Raw genomic sequence first — 16,345 nt, forward strand, 5'->3', positions numbered from 1 at the left:
CGTCAGCCCTTCCCCAGGAGCAGTCGGGCCTCGCCGACGGTGATGACGGAGCCGGTGACGAGGACGCCCGCGCCCGCGTACTCCCCCTGCTCCTCGGCCAGCGTGATCGCCGCCTCCAGGGCGTCGGGCAGCCGCGGCTCGACCTGGACGCGCTCCTCGCCGAACACCTCCACGGCGATCGCGGCCAGCGCGTCGGCGTCCATGGCGCGGTGGCTGGAGTTCTGGGTGATCACGACCTCGGCGAAGACCGGCTCGAACGCCTCCAGCAGGCCCCGTACGTTCTTGTCCCCGCTGACGCCGACGACCCCGACCAGGCGGCTGAAGTCGAACGCCTCGCTCAGCGCGTCCGCGGTGGCGCGGGCCCCCGCCGGATTGTGGGCGGCGTCCAGGACGACGGTCGGGGAGCGCCGCACGACCTCCAGGCGGCCCGGGGACGACACCGACGCGAAGGCCCTGCGGACGGTGTCGCCGTCCAGCGGCCCGGGCCGCTGCGAGCCCACGCCGAAGAACGCCTCGACCGCCGCGAGCGCCACGGCCGCGTTGTGGGCCTGGTAGGCGCCGTGCAGCGGCAGGTACACCTCGCCGTACTCGCCGCCGAGGCCGCGGAGCGTGAGGAGCTGGCCGCCGACCGCCACCTCCCGGGAGACGACCCCGAACTCCAGGCCCTCCCGGGCCACCGTCGCGTCCACCTCGACGGCCTTCTTCAGCAGCACCTGGGCCGCGTCCACGGGCTGCTGGGCCATGATCACGGTGGCGTCCTGCTTGACGATGCCGGCCTTCTCCCGGGCGATCTCGCCGGGCGTGGAGCCCAGCCGGTCGGTGTGGTCCAGGTCGATCGGGGTGACGACGGCGACGTCCGCGTCGATGACGTTCGTGGCGTCCCAGCTGCCGCCCATGCCGACCTCGACGACCGCGACGTCGACGGGCGCGTCCGCGAAGGCCGCGTACGCCATGCCCGTGAGCACCTCGAAGAAGGACAGCCGGTACTCCTGGCTCGCGTCGACCATGTCGATGTACGGCTTGATGTCCCGGTACGTCTCGATGAAGCGCTCGGCGGAGACGGGGGCGCCGTCCAGGCTGATCCGCTCGGTGATCGACTGGACGTGCGGGCTGGTGTACCGCCCGGTGCGCAGCTCGAAGGCGCCGAGGAGGGCCTCGATCATCCGGGCGGTGGAGGTCTTGCCGTTGGTCCCCGTGATGTGGATGGACGGATACGACCGCTGCGGCTCCCCCAGGACGTCCATCAGCGCCGAGATGCGGCTGACGGACGGCTCCAGCTTGGTCTCGCCCCAGCGGGTGGCCAGCTCGGCCTCGACCTCCCTCAGCGCCCTGTCGACCTCGGGGTCGGCGGGCCGGGCGGGCACCTCGGACTGCGGCGGCCCGCCCTGCGTGCGCAGGGTACGGCTGCCGGCCTCGATCACCGCGAGATCGGGGGCCGGGGTCTCCCCTGCTCGATCGGAGTTGAGAGCTTGGGGAAGGTCCGTCTCGATCGCGACGATCTCTTCGAAGGGATCGCTCTCGTTGGGGTCGCTCGGGGGCAGGTCACTCACGAGGCCAGTCTACGGAGCACCGGTGACAGCCGTGGCCGCGGGCACGGGGTGCCGCGACACGGCGGCCCCGGAAGCGCGCCGCTGCCCGGCGCCCGGCGAGCACAGGAAGCCCGGGCGGAGCGCGCACCCGAGCGGGACGAAGCCCGAGTCGGGCACGAAGCCGGGTGGGGCGCGCACCCAGGCGGGGGCGAAGCCCGAGTCGGGCGCGCACCCAAGCGGGGGCAAAGCCCGAGTCGGGCACGTACCCAAGCGGGGGCAAAGCCCAAGTCGAGCACGTACCCAAGCGGGGCGAAGCCCGGGTCGGGCACGAAGCCGGGTGGGGCGCGCACCCAGGCGGGGGCGAAGCCCGAGTCGGGCACGTACCCAAGCGGGGGCAAAGCCCGAGTCGGGCACGTACCCAAGCGGGGGCGAAGCCCAAGTCGAGCACGTACCCAAGCGGGGCGAAGCCCGGGTCGGGGGCGAAGCCCGGCGGGGCACGAACCCCCGGCCCGGGCCGCACCCAGGCCGCGGGGCCGGACCCCCGGCCCGGGCGCGAACCTAGGGCTGCGGCAGACGCTCCAGCTGGGCCTGGATGCGGGCGATGTCCTCGTCCGCCTTGGCGAGCCGGGTACGGATCTTGTCCACCACGTGGTCCGGGGCCTTGGCCAGGAACGCCTCGTTGCCGAGCTTGGCGGTGGCCTGGGCCTTCTCCTTCTCCGCGGCGGCGAGGTCCTTGGCCAGTCGCTTGCGCTCCGCCGCCACGTCGATCGTCCCGGACAGGTCAAGGGCGACCGTGGCGCCCGCGACCGGCAGCGTCGCCGTCGCCGTGAAGCCCTCGCCCTCCGGCTGCAGGCGCAGCAGCTGCCGGATGGCCGCCTCGTGCGGGGCGAGCGCCGTGCCGTCGAGCGTCAGCCGGGCCGGAACCCGCTGACCGGGCTGCAGGCCCTGGTCGGCGCGGAAACGGCGGACCTCGGTGATGACCGACTGGAGGGTCTCGATCTCCTTCTCGGCGGCCGTGTCACGGAAACCACCGTCCTTCGGCCAGTCCGCGATGACGACCGACTCACCACCCGTGAGGGTGGTCCACAGCGTCTCCGTGACGAACGGGACCACCGGGTGGAGCAGCCGCAGGGTCACGTCCAGGACCTCGCCCAGGACGCGCTGGGAGACCTCGGCCGCCTCACCGCCGGCCTGGAACGTCGTCTTGGACAGCTCGACGTACCAGTCGAAGACCTCGTCCCAGGCGAAGTGGAAGAGGGCGTCGGAGAGCTTGGCGAACTGGAAGTCGTCGTAGAACGCGTCGACTTCCGCGACGACCGAGTTCAGGCGGGACAGGATCCAGCGGTCGGTGGCCGACATCCGCTCGGGCGCGGGCAGCGGGCCCTCGACCGTCGCGCCGTTCATCAGCGCGAACCGCGTGGCGTTCCAGATCTTGTTGGCGAAGTTGCGGGAGCCCTGGACCCAGTCCTCGCCGATCGGCACGTCGACGCCCGGGTTGGCGCCGCGCGCCAGGGTGAAGCGCAGGGCGTCGGAGCCGTACTTGTCCATCCAGTCCAGCGGGTTGACCGCGTTGCCGAAGGACTTCGACATCTTCTTGCCGAACTGGTCGCGGACCATGCCGTGCAGGGCGATGGTGTGGAACGGCGGGGTGCCGTCCATCGCGTACAGGCCGAACATCATCATCCGGGCGACCCAGAAGAAGAGGATGTCGTAGCCGGTGACCAGGACGGAGTTCGGATAGAACTTCGCCAGGCTCTCGGTCTGCTCGGGCCAGCCCAGCGTGGAGAAGGGCCACAGGCCGGAGGAGAACCAGGTGTCGAGGACGTCGGTGTCCTGGTGCCAGCCCTCGCCGCCGGGAGGCTCCTCGTCCGGGCCGACGCAGACGACCTCGCCCTGGGGCCCGTACCAGACGGGGATCCGGTGGCCCCACCACAACTGGCGGGAGATGCACCAGTCGTGGAGGTTGTCGACCCAGTCGAAGTACCGCTTCTCCATCTCCTGCGGGTGGATCGCCACCTTGCCCTCGCGGACCGCGTCACCGGCCGCCTTCGCGAGCGGGCCGACCTTGACCCACCACTGCATCGACAGACGCGGCTCGATGGTGGTCTTGCAGCGCGAGCAGTGGCCGACCGAGTGGACATAGGGCCGCTTCTCGGCGACGATCCGGCTCTCGGCGCGCAGGGCGGCGACGATGGCGGACCGGGCCTCGAAGCGGTCCAGTCCCTGGAAGGGGCCATGCGCGGTGATGACGGCGTGCTCGTCCATCACGGTGATGGCGGGCAGGCCGTGGCGCTGGCCGATCTCGAAGTCGTTCGGGTCGTGGGCCGGGGTGACCTTGACGGCACCGGTGCCGAACGCCGGGTCGACGTGCGTGTCGGCGACGACCGGGATCGAGCGGTCGGTGAGCGGCAGCTTCACGGTCTTGCCGACCAGGTGCCGGTAGCGCTCGTCGTCCGGGTGCACCGCGACGGCGGTGTCGCCGAGCATCGTCTCGGCACGGGTGGTGGCGACGACGATGGTGTCGTCCCCGTCGCCGTACTTCATCGAGACGAGCTCACCGTCGTCGTCCTGGTATTCGACCTCGATGTCCGAGATGGCGGTGAGGCAGCGCGGGCACCAGTTGATGATGCGCTCGGCGCGGTAGATCAGCTCGTCGTCGTGGAGCCGCTTGAAGATGGTCTGGACGGCCCGGGAGAGGCCCTGGTCCATGGTGAAGCGCTCACGGGACCAGGCGACACCGTCTCCGAGGCGTCGCATCTGCCCGGAGATCTGCCCGCCGGACTCCGCCTTCCACCGCCACACGCGCTCGACGAATGCCTCCCGCCCGAGGTCGTGCCGGGACTTGCCCTCCTTGGCGAGTTCCCGCTCGACGACGTTCTGCGTGGCGATGCCGGCGTGGTCCATGCCGGGCTGCCACAGCGTCTCGTACCCCTGCATGCGCTTGCGGCGGGTGAGGGCGTCGATGAGGGTGTGCTCGAAGGCGTGCCCGAGGTGCAGGCTGCCGGTGACGTTCGGCGGCGGGATGACGATGGTGTAGGCCGGCTTGCCGCTCTTCTCGTCGGCTTCGAAGTAACCACGCTCTACCCAGCGCTCGTACAGCGGCCCCTCTACATCGGCCGGCGCGTACTGGGTCGGCAGTTCGGTGTGGGGCGCTGTTGGCTGCTGCTGAGCGTTCTCGGTCACGGGGTCAGTTTAGAGGTGTCACGGCGCCGTCCCGAAACGCGATTCTTTGGTAACGGTGAGCCCCCCGGCGTCCCGGCCCCCGTCCGCTTGCGCGAGGATGTCATGACGACATAAGCATCTGGAGGGGAACCCAGAAATGAGCTACAACCAGCCGGGCCCGTACGGCGGGCAGCCCCAGCAGCCCGGACCGTACGGACAGCCGGGCCCCTACGGCCAGCCGCCGCAGGCCCCCCAGCCCGGCTACGGCTACCCCCAGCAGGGTCAGCCGGCCCCCGGCTACGGCTACCCCCAGCAGGCCCCCCAGGGCGTCCCGCCGCAGCCGAACCCGTACGGCGGCCAGCCCACCCCGCCCTACGGCCAGCAGCCGTACGGGCAGCAGCCCTACGGCGCCCCGCCCCCGCCGGCACCCGGGGGCGGGGGGAAGAAGACGGGGCTGATCATCGGCGCGGTGGCGGTCGTCGCGGCGATCGCCGTGGGGGCGTACTTCCTGGTCGGCGGGAGCGGCGGCGGGAGCGGTCCGGTCGCGGACGACGGACCGCACAAGCTGACGGCGCCGGAGCAGGTCATCAACGGCACGTACAAGAAGTCGGACAGCAGCGAGTCCCCGGACTCCATGAGCGACAAGGACCTGGCGGACTTCGAGAAGTGGGGCGTCAAGAACCCCAAGGACGTCAGCGCCGGCTACACCAACGGCACGGGCCTTTCGGCCAAGAACCTGACGTTCGGCGGTGTCTACGGCACCATCGACAACCCCGAGGCCGTGGTGGACGCCATGTTCGCCAAGATCAAGTCCGAGTCGGAGAAGGACAAGACCACCAAGGGCCAGCTCCTCGGCAGCCCGGAGACGGTCCACCCCTCGGGCTTCTCCAACGGCATCATGAAGTGCCAGGTGGCCGAGTTCGAGAACGACAAGGCGTCGAGCGCGGCCGCCGGCGCGGCGAAGACCGTCAAGATGCCCATCTGCATCTGGGGCGACCACAGCACCGTCGCCGACGTGACGGCGTTCAACTTCGCCGCCCTGGCCGCCGGCGCGGGAGGATCCGTCGACGAGACGGCCGACCTGGCGGCCAAGCTCCGCAACGACGTGCGCGTCAAGGCGTGACACCGGCGACGGTCCCCCGGTCGGGGGAAGTTCCGCGGAGCGGTTGAGCAGACGAGCGGGGGCTCGGCCCGGGGGCCGGGCCCCTTTCGTACGCCCCTCACCGGCCCGTGCGCGGGCCTTCGGAGGGAAGACGGAAGCGCCCGGCACGTCGTGCGTGCCGGGCGCTCCTGCCGTGCGGGCGGTTACGCCGTCTTCTGCTCGCCCGGGCCGCGGCCCCGGGCGTCCCGCGGGATCAGCGTCGGGTTCACGTTCGAGAGGACCACGTCCGCGGTGATGACGACGCGGGCCACGTCCTTGCGGGACGGCACCTCGTACATCACCGCCTGGAGGACCTCCTCCATGATGGCGCGCAGGCCGCGGGCTCCGGTCTGGCGCAGGATGGCCTGGTCCGCGATCGCCTCCAGGGCCTCGCGTTCGAAGTCCAGCTCCACGCCGTCGAGTTCGAAGAGGCGCTGGTACTGCTTGACCAGCGCGTTGCGCGGTTCGACGAGGATCTGCAGGAGCGCCTTGCGGTCGAGGTTGTGGACCGACGTGATGACCGGGAGGCGGCCGATGAACTCCGGGATCATCCCGAACTTCACCAGGTCCTCGGGCATCACGTCCTCGAACTGGTCCTTGGACTCCAGCTCGCGCTTGGAGCGGATCGTCGCACCGAAGCCGATGCCCTTGGCGCCGGCCCGGGACTCGATGATCTTCTCCAGACCGGCGAAGGCACCGCCCACGATGAACAGCACGTTCGTCGTGTCGATCTGGATGAACTCCTGGTGCGGGTGCTTGCGGCCGCCCTGGGGCGGGACGGAGGCCGTCGTGCCCTCCAGGATCTTCAGCAGGGCCTGCTGGACGCCCTCGCCCGAGACGTCCCGCGTGATCGACGGGTTCTCGCTCTTCCGGGCCACCTTGTCGATCTCGTCGATGTAGATGATGCCGGTCTCGGCCTTCTTGACGTCGTAGTCCGCCGCCTGGATCAGCTTCAGGAGGATGTTCTCGACGTCCTCGCCCACATACCCCGCCTCCGTGAGCGCCGTCGCGTCGGCGATGGCGAAGGGGACGTTCAGCATGCGGGCCAGGGTCTGGGCCAGAAGCGTCTTGCCGGAGCCGGTGGGGCCCAGCAGCAGGATGTTCGACTTCGCCAACTCGATGGCGTCGTCGCGGCCTTGGGCGCCGCCGTTCTCACCGGCCTGGACCCGTTTGTAATGGTTGTACACCGCGACGGAGAGGGCCTTCTTCGCGGCCTCCTGGCCGACGACGTACCCCTCGAGGAACTCGTAGATCTCGCGGGGCTTGGGGAGTTCCTCCCAGCGCACCTCGCTCGTCTCCGCGAGCTCTTCCTCGATGATCTCGTTGCACAGATCGATGCATTCGTCGCAGATGTACACACCGGGGCCTGCGATGAGCTTCTTGACCTGCTTCTGGCTCTTGCCGCAGAACGAGCACTTGAGCAGATCGCCGCCGTCACCGATGCGTGCCACGGTGTGCTTCCCCTTCGCCTGGGAGACGCCTTACGTCCAGCGGCTCCTGGTGCTGCCTTATGTCCGACGGTACCTTGCCGGGCCCCCCGTTCGGGCCCCCCTTGGCACGGTTCACTTCGACGTGCAACGTGTCACACCGGGCCAAGGGGCGGCAGACGATACAGGTCCGATCGCGAATCGGGTGGATTCGCCTCAGCGGACCGAGGTGTTGTTCATCTTGCGCGTGGAGATGATCTGGTCGATCAGTCCGTACGCCAGGGCGTCCTCGGCCGTGAGGATCTTGTCGCGCTCGATGTCCTCGCGGATCTTCTCGATCGGCGTGCTCGAGTGCTTGGCCAGCATCTCCTCCAGCTGCGAGCGCATCCGGAGGATCTCGTTGGCGGCGATCTCCAGGTCGGAGACCTGGCCGCGGCCCGTCTCGCTGTAGGGCTGGTGGATCAGCACACGGGCGTTCGGCAGCGCCATGCGCTTGCCCGGGGTGCCCGCGGCCAGCAGCACGGCGGCGGCGGAGGCGGCCTGGCCCATGCAGACCGTCTGGATGTCCGGCTTCACGAACTGCATCGTGTCGTAGATGGCCGTGAGCGCGGTGAAGGAGCCGCCCGGGCTGTTGATGTAGATCGAGATGTCGCGGTCGGGGTCCATCGACTCCAGGCACAGCAGCTGCGCCATGACGTCGTTGGCGGAGGCGTCGTCGATCTGCACGCCCAGGAAGATCACGCGCTCCTCGAAGAGCTTCGCGTACGGGTCGTACTCGCGGATGCCCTGCGAGGTGCGCTCCACGAAGCGCGGGATGACGTAGCGGGACTCGGCCACGGGGGCGGTGTACTCGGCGCGCGCACGGTCGTAGAGGCCGCTGCCGGGGAAGTCGTTCACGATGTCTCCTGAAGGGGCTGAGGCGGTGGCTGGGGGCGGAAGGGGGCGCCGGGGCCGGCTGCAGGCGCCCCGGCGGCTCGTGGGCGCCCGCGTGTGCTCGGGACCCGGGAGGGGCTGTGTGGGCCCGCTGCCGGGGCCCGGGGGCCCACGGGGGCCTCGGCGAGCCCGTGCAGCCCATTACGGGCCGTGAGGGCCTTACGGGGCCTGCACCGTCCGCAGGTCCTGCGGGCCGGTGTGGACCCCGAGCCCTTACGAGCCCGCCCCGGTGCCTCCGCCGCCCGGCATGCCGGCAGCGGTGGTGATGACCTCGTCGATGAGGCCGTACTCCTTGGCCTCCTGGGCGTCGAACCAGCGGTCGCGGTCCGAGTCGCGGGTGATCTGCTCGACCGACTGGCCGGTGTGGAAGGCGGTGAGCTCGGCCATGCGCTTCTTGGTGTGCAGCAGCCGCTCCGCGTGGATCTTGATGTCCGAGGCGGAGCCGGCGAGGCCGGCCGAGGGCTGGTGGATCAGGATCTCGGCGTTGGGCAGGGCGAAGCGCTTGCCCGGGGTGCCCGCGCTGAGCAGGAACTGCCCCATGGACGCCGCCATGCCCATGGCGATCGTCACCACGTCGTTCTTGATGTACTGCATGGTGTCGTAGATCGCCATGCCCGCCGTGATGGAACCACCAGGGCTGTTGATGTACAGGTAAATGTCCTTGTCGGGGTCGGCGGCAAGGAGCAGCAGCTGTGCGGTGATCCGGTTGGCGATGTCGTCGTCCACCGGCTGGCCGAGGAAGATGATCCGCTCGTTGAGCAGCCGGCTGTAGACCTGGTCGCCGAGGCCGCCACCGATGGAAGGCTCGCCGGCGGCGGAGGGCATCAGATTCGTCACGTATCCACCTGCTCGTCTTACGACGGCACGGGGCCGTCTCACGTGTCCTGCTGGGGCGTGGGACCCCGCGCGGCCCCTTCGGGGCGCCTTCGGGGACTCCCCTGCCCTCGTATTCATGGACCCTAACGCGCAGGCAGGCGGGTGCCATCCCGGTTCCGCGACTGTTCGCTGTCAGCGCATGTGCTCCGTGGGGCGGGCGGGAGGCGGCGGTGGCCGTGGCCGGGCGGTGCCGCTGGGCTCCCGGCGGGCGGGGCGGGGGCGCGGGACCGGGCCCCTCCGAGGGGGTGAGGTGCGGTAGGCCGTCAGGGCGGCGGGGCGGGCGGCCGCGGTCCCCTTCCCCAGGGGATCCGTCCCGGCGTACGGACGGTCGCGGGGCTGCGCGCCCCCGGCCCCGCCCTGGCGCCGCCCTGGCCCGTCCTGGCCCGTGTTCTGGCCCCGGAGGCCCGGAACCCCGGAGGAGAGCGCCGTGGTGCCTGAGGACGCCGGGACGGCGCGGGTCCGCTGTGACCGGGCGCGCGGTTCCCGCCCCCCTTGCGGGCCGCCCCCGGGGGCCGATGCGGCGACGGGCCCCAGGGGCGGTGTGTCCCCTGGGGCCCGTCGTTGTGTGCGGGTGGGCGGAGGTTACGCGGTTACGCCTCCGGGGTCTCCTCGGACCCCTCGGACTCCTCGGACTCCTCGGCGGGGGCCTCCGCCGTCTCCGGCTCGGTCTCGTCCTCGTCGTCCAGGTCGACGATCTCGCCGTTGGTGTCCTTGACCGTGGCGGCCTCGACGACGACCGCCAGGGCCTTGCCCCGGGCGACCTCGCCGACCAGCATCGGAACCTGGCCGCCCTCGACGACCGCCTGGGCGAACTGGTCGGGGGACATGCCGGAGGAGGCCGCGCGCCGCATGAGGTGCTCGGTGAGCTCCTCCTGGTTGACGTTCAGCTTCTCCTTGTTGACCAGCTCGTCGAGGACGAACTGCGTCTTGATGCCCTTGACCGACGCCTCGCGGGTCTCGGTGTCGAACTCCTCGGCCGTCTTGCCCTGGATCTCCAGGTACTTGTCGAGGGTCAGCCCCATCTGCGAGAGCTGGTGGTGCTCCAGGTTGTGCTTACGGGTGTTGATCTCGTCCTCGAGGAGCTTCTCGGGGATCGGGACCTCGACCAGCTCCAGCAGCTTGTCCAGGACGCGCTCCTGGGCCTGCGTGGCCTGGTCGTACTGCTTCATGTTCTCCAGGCGCTTGCGGCTGTCCGCCCGCAGCTCCTCCAGCGTGTCGAACTCGGAGGCGAGCTGCGCGAACTCGTCGTCCAGCTCCGGCAGTTCGCGGGAGGCGACCTGGGTGACCTTGACGGTCACCTCGGCCTCCCGGCCGGCCGCCGAGCCGCCCTTGAGCTCGGAGGTGAAGGTGGCCTCCTCGCCGGCCGACAGACCCTTCACGGCGTCGTCGATGCCGTCCAGCAGCTCGCCGGAACCAATGGTGTAGGAGACACCGCTGGCGACTCCGTCCTCCAGGACCTCGCCGTCGACCTTCGCCTCCAGGTCCACGGTCACGACGTCGCCGTCCTCGGCGGCGCGCTCGACCGGGGTCGTCGACGCGAAGCGCTCGCGCAGCTGCTCGACCGACTTCTCGATGTCCTCGTCCGACACCTCGACGGCGTCGACCTCGACCTCGATGCCGGAGTAGTCCGGGATCTCGATGGTCGGGCGGACGTCGACCTCGGCGGTGAAGGACAGCACCTCGTTGTCCTTCAGCTCCTTGATGTCGACCTCCGGCTGGCCCAGCGGGTTCAGCTCGGCCTCGTTGACCGCGTCGGTGTAGAACTTCGGCAGCGCGTCGTTGACGGCCTCCTCCAGCACCGCGCCACGGCCGAACCGCTGGTCGATGACCCGGGCCGGGATCTTGCCCTTACGGAAGCCCTTCACCGTGACCTGCTGGTTGATCTTCTTGTACGCCGCGTCGAGGCTGTCCTTGAGCTCCTCGAAGGGCACCTCAACAGTGAGCCGAACCCGGGTCGGGTTCAGGGTCTCCACGGCGCTCTTCACGGTTCGGTCTCCTTGTGGCTGACTTCTTGGGGTTCTGCCGAGCTGCTCCGCCCGGGTCGGCCGGGTCTTCGGCGGATTCGCGGCCCCTGCCTGAGAGACGTGACAATGCAGACACACGGGCGCGCAGCTTGCATAGTAACCGCAGCCACTCGGGGCCCCAAAAGGCGATCGATCGCGTCGGCGTCCGGGCGGCGCCGGCCGGTGGTCGGGGTGGCGGGATTTGAACCCACGGCCTTCCGCTCCCAAAGCGGACGCGCTACCAAGCTGCGCCACACCCCGTCTGGTGCGACACGTAGGGTACATGCCCGGACAGCGTGCGTCGGCCGGTTTCCGCACGGGCGTGCGCGCGGACCAACGCGTTGGCCTACGAGGTGGCCGACCCGCTACGATGCCTCCTGTGCCGCGGTCGGTGACCTGCGGCGCATCCCGTTGCGGGCGTAGCTCAATGGTAGAGCCCTAGTCTTCCAAACTAGCTACGCGGGTTCGATTCCCGTCGCCCGCTCTGCACGGCTCGGGGCCAGGTCGGAGGAGCATTCCTCTGCCTGGCCCTGATCGTTTGCCCTCGGCGCGCCAGGTATCACCGCCGACGTCCCTGATCAGTCAGGCGGGGCCAGGGTGAGCTGGGCCCGGTGGAAGCCGAAATGCCGCGTGGGGTACCGGTAGACGTCAGCCAGGGTCATCACGTCCTTGAAGAACGGATCCCACCGCGTCGGAAACCGCATCGTGCGCGCCAGCTCGGCCTCTGTCTCGGCATCCAAGCGGCGACGAAGAGCCGCGACAGTGCGATCAAACTGCGCACCCATGCGGCGGTGGTTGAAGACCCGCGCACCGCCCACGGCGCCGAGATAGTTGATCACATCGAACGGGCGGGTAGACGCGTCGAGCAGACGAGACCAGGCTCCACTCACGCCCAGCGGAAGACGGCCGAACAGGCGTACCAGCGGAAGCAACGCCCGGACGACCATGTAGCCGAAGAGCATGTGAAACAGCAGTTGCTCGTTGTTCCACCGCGTCCCCCGGCTCGGGCGACGCAGGTCCTCGGCCGCAGCGGTGTCCAAGAGCCGATGGAACGCCACGCTCGCCTGCCGCAGCTCGTCATGGACGACTTGCCGGTCCATTCGCCCCTCCTGCCTGACCGTCGTGCATCGCCCCCATGATGGCGCCTACTGGGCGGCCCGGCAGCAGACTGGAGGCACCGCAGACAAGGTGGAAGGGCGGGAGGGCGGTGCACCTGCCCCCCTGCGCGCCCGGCCGGATCGCGAGCATCGGGGAACAACGGGGAACCTAGGCAAGCCGCCCCCAAACCCGCAGGTCACCGTCTCGCCGGCTCAGCGCCCACCCGCATACGCGATCAGGCCCGCTCACAGGTTCCGGAGGTCCGCCGAGTACGCCGAGCGGGGCCGGTGGGCGTGAAGCGGAGGATGCCTCCGGTGGGGCGGGCGACGGCGGACGCGGGCCGGTGGCGGGGTAGCGGGACGCGGATCAGGCGGTGGGTGGCCGTGTTCCCGATCGTGATCGTCCGGTAGGCCGTGGCGGAGTCCGGCCCGGCCGGCACGAGGCGGCCGGAGGTCTGGCCGGGCGGCGTCCGGGCGGGGCGGCGGGCCCGGCCTCGTACGGGGGTGCCGAGGTGTTCGCCCGGCATGGGGAGCGTGGCCGTCCAGGGGCGCGACACGACGGCGTCCGCGTCCACGCCGGGCGCGGTGAGGGCGCCGCTCACCCGGCGGGCGGCGACCGCCTCGCGGCGAGGGGGCACCTCCCGCGCGAGAAGAGCTCCCCCTTCGCCGGAGCCGAGGCGGTCCTCATGCGGTGACCGCCCGCCTCCGCCGGGTCCGCGTCGCGCGGCGGCACCCCTGCGCTCCCGCTCCGTCTTCCCCTGGTGCGCCTCCGCCTCCGCCGGGCGTGGCCGCGCCCGTTCAGAAGCGGATCGAGTTGATGGTCTCCGCTATCGAGTTGAGGAACCGGTTGATGGACGGAGCCATGCCGGTCGAGGCGAGGAAGAAGCCGAAGAGGATCGCCACGATCGCCGGGCCGGCCTTCACCGAGCCCCCTCGGATCATCACCACCAGGATGATCGCCAACAGCAGTACCACTGACAGCGAAATGGCCACAACTGATCACACCCTCGGTCGGTCCGCTCTCCCGGTCCGGGGCGCCGTCCCCGCGCACCCCCGCCAGAACCATCGTGCCACCAACACGCCCGCCCTATGCGGCCGGTGAGGCATCGTCGGCCACACCGGCTCCACGAAGGCGCCGCCCCGGCGGTGGGCGACCGTGAACACCCCATTTCCACACGGTTGATTCACAGGCCGCCGTACTCGAATTCGACGCCGATCGTTTCCATATCCACCCATCGTGTTCGCAGTCAATTCGGATGCCCCCACAAAAGCCCTGTCGGTCGGACATTCCGCCAGAGTCGCCTGCGAGCGTTATGCCCGCTTTAGTCGGGATGAATGCGGACACAACGACCGTATAACGTAGGAAAATCGGCATGCCCACGGTGCGCTCCCCGATGTGTGCAAGACCACTCACAGGCATCACTGACTTCCGCGAATCCGGGTAGGCGCGCGCGATAACCGACATGTGCATCGAGGGTTTTACTCACGCCCTCAGACAACGCTAGGGTGCCTCAGATGTTCCACCCCGCCTCGTCCTCCGCAAGAGCAACAGGCCCGTCCCACAACCCCGGAACCCCTCCCACTCCCCGAACTCCCCCACCGCGCGCCCCGCAGCGCGACGCCTTCTTCGACAACGCCAAGTACCTGGCGATCGTCCTGGTGGCCATGGGCCACTCCTGGGAGCCGCTGAAGGGCGACAGCCGCGTCCTCGAAGCGCTCTACACGGCCGTCTACGCCTTCCACATGCCGGCGTTCATCCTCATCTCCGGCTACTTCTCACGCGGTTTCGACATGCGCCCCGACCGGCTGAAGCGGCTGGTGACGGGCGTCGTCGTGCCCTACGTCGTGTTCGAGACCGCCTACGTCCTCTTCAAGCGCGCGGTCGACGGCGACCCGGACCTCGCGATCAGCCTGCTCGACCCGTGGTACCTGACCTGGTTCCTGGCCGCCCTCTTCGTCTGGCGGTTGACGACCCCCCTGTGGAAACTGGTGCGCCGGCCGGTCCCGCTGGCCGTCGTCATCGCCATGCTGGCCTCCGTGTCGCCGGACATCGGCGACGACCTCGACCTTCAGCGCGTGCTGCAGTTCCTGCCGTTCTTCGTCATCGGCCTGTCCCTGAAGCCGGAGCACTTCCAGCGGGTGCGGCGCCGCGCGGTACGCGTCCTGTCGGTGCCGGTGTTCGCCTGCGCGCTCGCCGTGGCGTGGTGGGCCGTGCCGAGGATGAACCCGGCCTGGTTCTACCACCGCGACAGCGCACAGGAGCTGGGGGCGCCGTGGTGGGCCGGTCCGGTCATGGTGCTCGCGCTGCTGGGCTGCTCGCTGCTGCTCTCGGCCTGCTTCTTCGCCTGGGTGCCGCGCCGCCCGATGTGGTTCACCACGCTGGGCACGGGCACGCTGTACGGCTATCTGCTGCACGGGTTCTTCATCAAGGGCGCGGACTACCGGGGCTGGTACGACGCGGCCTGGCTGCACGGGCCGCTGGGTGAGGTGGCCGTGACCGCCGGTGCCGGGGTCCTGGTGACCGCGCTGTGCACCTTCCCGGTGCGCAGGGTCTTCCGGCCGGTGATGGAGCCGGAGATGCGCTGGGCGTTCAGGAGGGACCCTGCGGAGGTGGCGCGCCGGCGTTCCGCCACGGCGGTCGGGTGACGCAGGCGTCACCGCGGCGGCGTACAGCCGTCGCCGCGGCGGCGTACAGCCGTCGTCTCGCCCGGCCGGGCCCTGACGCGGGCGTCCGGCCGGGCCCCTACGAAGCGCCCTTGAGGTGCCTCATCAGCCTCTCGTAGTCCGCCCATCCCGAAAGGTCAGCGGGGTCGCCCGGCAGCGGGTAGTACAGCGCCGGGCGGGTCCTCGGGCCCAGCGGAACGGGGGCCTCGGCCAGCGGGGTGCGGCGCGCGCGGTCACCGGGCATCGCGCGGACCTCCTCCGCGCCCAGGACGAAGGCGAACGGGACACCGGGACCCTCGAAGCGCGGCGGCACGGACAGATCACGGCGGGCCTTGCGGATCTGGACCAGCATCGACTGCAGATGGTGCCGGGTGGCGAGCGCCTCGGCGGCCGCGCGCACCGCGTCCGTGGGCACCTCCTCCCCCGGCCCGTAGCCGAACGCCAGCGTGACGTCCTCCTCGACACCGCCCTTCGTACGGCTGATGCGGACCGTCGCCACCGCGGGGCGTTCCGGGGTGCCGACCACGACCAGCCAGGTCGGCTCGGGCGCCCGTTCGAAGGCCACATCCGTCAACTGGCGCAGCGACCAGGGAAGGTTGGCCGGTTCCTCCGTTCCCCAGCCGGCCGGCGGCTCGCTGGTGATCTCGCGCCACACCGACTCCAAGGCGCCGCCGAGCACCAGCCTGTCGTCGGCCGGGTGGATCGCCCGGTAGGAGACGGCCAGCTGCCGCTCTCCGGACGCCGCGTCCTCGGCGAGGTCCTGCGTGAAGGTGCCGGCCACGGGCGTGTGCGGGTCCTGCGGTGTGGCGTCCGGCGACTCCACCGTCACGAACAGGCCGTTCCTCCACTCCAGTACGGCCCCGGACAGCCCGTCGTAGTACCCGTCCTTCTCGTCCTGCACGACCCAGCGGGAGGGCCAGCCGGGCAGGCTGTTGCGGACCGCGGGGGACAGCCGGGTGCCGGCGGGCGTGACGATCTGCAGGCCCAGTTCCGCCGCCGCGGCCGCGCGCAGCGCGTCCGAGAGCCACGCCGTCATCGCCACGACCGGGCGGTCCTGGATGACGACGGCGACCTTGTCCGTGAGCACGTCCACCGCGGGCTGCGCGGCGGCCGGCGTGGGCACCGCGCTCACCCCGTCGGGCTTCACCACGGCGAGGGAGGACGCGGCCTGCGGCGGCCAGGCGGTGCCGCCGACCAGGGTCGCCAGACGGGCCGCGAAGGTGCCGGCGAGCTGTTCCGCCTCCTTGACGCCGGTGGTGGCGCGGGCCTCCGTCCACCAGTACGGCACCTCGGGCTCGCTCGCGCCCAGCAACCGCTGTGCCTCGCCCCTGACCTGGACGAGCAGCGGGGCCTCCACGGACACCAACGGGCGCCCCTGCTCGTCGCACAGCTGCACGACGGCACCGTCGCCCTCCGCGCCCACCAGCTTGTCCGGGCCGCCGGAGAGCAGTCCCGCGATGACGCTCAGCGGGTCGGGCATCTTCTTCGTGAGGGCGATGACGTCCTTGGTCAT

The 16,345-nt window shown here is 70.6% G+C and carries 12 protein-coding genes and 2 tRNA genes; 3 read left to right on the top strand and 11 right to left on the bottom strand.

Annotated features, from left to right (window positions below; all coding sequences use genetic code 11):
• Window positions 1-2 precede the first annotated feature (2 nt).
• The gene (gene folC / locus ACZ79I_RS13620; protein ID WP_471497318.1) at window positions 3-1,550 is read right to left on the bottom strand and encodes a bifunctional tetrahydrofolate synthase/dihydrofolate synthase; all 1,548 of its coding nucleotides are present in this window, start codon (window positions 1,548-1,550) and stop codon (window positions 3-5) included.
• A 537-nt stretch (window positions 1,551-2,087) separates the two neighbouring features.
• Window positions 2,088-4,712 (bottom strand): valine--tRNA ligase, encoded by a 2,625-nt coding sequence (locus ACZ79I_RS13625; RefSeq protein ID WP_471497320.1) that lies wholly within the window; start codon window positions 4,710-4,712, stop codon window positions 2,088-2,090.
• A gap of 136 nt (window positions 4,713-4,848) precedes the next feature.
• Between ACZ79I_RS13625 and ACZ79I_RS13630 the strand changes: the two genes are divergently transcribed.
• Window positions 4,849-5,814, top strand: a complete 966-nt coding sequence (locus tag ACZ79I_RS13630; RefSeq protein ID WP_471497322.1) for a hypothetical protein — start codon at window positions 4,849-4,851, stop codon at window positions 5,812-5,814.
• Between the two features lie 182 nt (window positions 5,815-5,996).
• Here the strand turns inward: ACZ79I_RS13630 and clpX are convergent, their stop codons facing one another.
• From clpX to ACZ79I_RS13655, 5 genes are all read right to left on the bottom strand, one after another.
• Window positions 5,997-7,283, bottom strand: a complete 1,287-nt coding sequence (clpX, locus tag ACZ79I_RS13635; protein ID WP_150478206.1) for an ATP-dependent Clp protease ATP-binding subunit ClpX — start codon at window positions 7,281-7,283, stop codon at window positions 5,997-5,999.
• A gap of 192 nt (window positions 7,284-7,475) precedes the next feature.
• A complete protein-coding gene (locus ACZ79I_RS13640; protein ID WP_471497324.1) occupies window positions 7,476-8,156 on the bottom strand; it encodes an ATP-dependent Clp protease proteolytic subunit in 681 nt (226 codons plus the stop codon).
• Window positions 8,157-8,405: 249 nt separating this feature from the next.
• The gene (locus ACZ79I_RS13645; protein WP_471504938.1) at window positions 8,406-9,017 is read right to left on the bottom strand and encodes an ATP-dependent Clp protease proteolytic subunit; all 612 of its coding nucleotides are present in this window, start codon (window positions 9,015-9,017) and stop codon (window positions 8,406-8,408) included.
• Between the two features lie 641 nt (window positions 9,018-9,658).
• Window positions 9,659-11,053 carry a trigger factor gene (tig, locus tag ACZ79I_RS13650; protein WP_471497326.1) on the bottom strand — a complete coding sequence of 465 codons (1,395 nt, stop codon included), beginning with the start codon at window positions 11,051-11,053 and terminating at the stop codon, window positions 9,659-9,661.
• A 202-nt stretch (window positions 11,054-11,255) separates the two neighbouring features.
• Window positions 11,256-11,332 (bottom strand) — tRNA-Pro (locus tag ACZ79I_RS13655).
• A gap of 152 nt (window positions 11,333-11,484) precedes the next feature.
• Between ACZ79I_RS13655 and ACZ79I_RS13660 the strand changes: the two genes are divergently transcribed.
• A tRNA-Gly gene (locus tag ACZ79I_RS13660) sits at window positions 11,485-11,555 on the top strand.
• Window positions 11,556-11,649: 94 nt separating this feature from the next.
• Here the strand turns inward: ACZ79I_RS13660 and ACZ79I_RS13665 are convergent.
• From ACZ79I_RS13665 to ACZ79I_RS13675, 3 genes are all read right to left on the bottom strand, one after another.
• On the bottom strand, window positions 11,650-12,171 hold the full coding sequence (locus ACZ79I_RS13665) for a DinB family protein (protein WP_471497328.1): 522 nt from the start codon (window positions 12,169-12,171) through the stop codon (window positions 11,650-11,652).
• 233 nt (window positions 12,172-12,404) lie between these two features.
• Complete coding sequence (locus ACZ79I_RS13670; RefSeq protein WP_471497330.1) at window positions 12,405-12,806, bottom strand: hypothetical protein; 402 nt, start codon at window positions 12,804-12,806, stop codon at window positions 12,405-12,407.
• A gap of 160 nt (window positions 12,807-12,966) precedes the next feature.
• Window positions 12,967-13,161: a hypothetical protein gene (locus ACZ79I_RS13675; RefSeq protein ID WP_388377658.1), complete on the bottom strand. Its 195-nt coding sequence runs from the start codon at window positions 13,159-13,161 to the stop codon at window positions 12,967-12,969.
• A 522-nt stretch (window positions 13,162-13,683) separates the two neighbouring features.
• Between ACZ79I_RS13675 and ACZ79I_RS13680 the strand changes: the two genes are divergently transcribed.
• Complete coding sequence (locus tag ACZ79I_RS13680) at window positions 13,684-14,814, top strand: acyltransferase family protein (RefSeq protein WP_471497332.1); 1,131 nt, start codon at window positions 13,684-13,686, stop codon at window positions 14,812-14,814.
• Window positions 14,815-14,911: 97 nt separating this feature from the next.
• Here ACZ79I_RS13680 and ACZ79I_RS13685 read toward each other — a convergent pair whose 3' ends face one another.
• Entirely contained in the window at window positions 14,912-16,345 is a 1,434-nt protein-coding gene (locus ACZ79I_RS13685; RefSeq protein WP_471497333.1) for a DUF6177 family protein, read from the bottom strand.

The organism is Streptomyces sp. PSU-S4-23 (assembly GCF_055632315.1).

Excerpts from the sequence above, each read along its gene's own strand:
- ACZ79I_RS13630 (WP_471497322.1), top strand. The coding sequence starts at position 4,849 with ATGAGCTACAACCAGCCGGGCCCGTACGGCGGGCAGCCCCAGCAGCCC.
- ACZ79I_RS13645 (WP_471504938.1), bottom strand. The coding sequence starts at position 9,017 with ATGCCCTCCGCCGCCGGCGAGCCTTCCATCGGTGGCGGCCTCGGCGAC.
- ACZ79I_RS13665 (WP_471497328.1), bottom strand. The coding sequence starts at position 12,171 with ATGGACCGGCAAGTCGTCCATGACGAGCTGCGGCAGGCGAGCGTGGCG.
- ACZ79I_RS13680 (WP_471497332.1), top strand. The coding sequence starts at position 13,684 with ATGTTCCACCCCGCCTCGTCCTCCGCAAGAGCAACAGGCCCGTCCCAC.
- ACZ79I_RS13685 (WP_471497333.1), bottom strand. The coding sequence starts at position 16,345 with ATGACCAAGGACGTCATCGCCCTCACGAAGAAGATGCCCGACCCGCTG.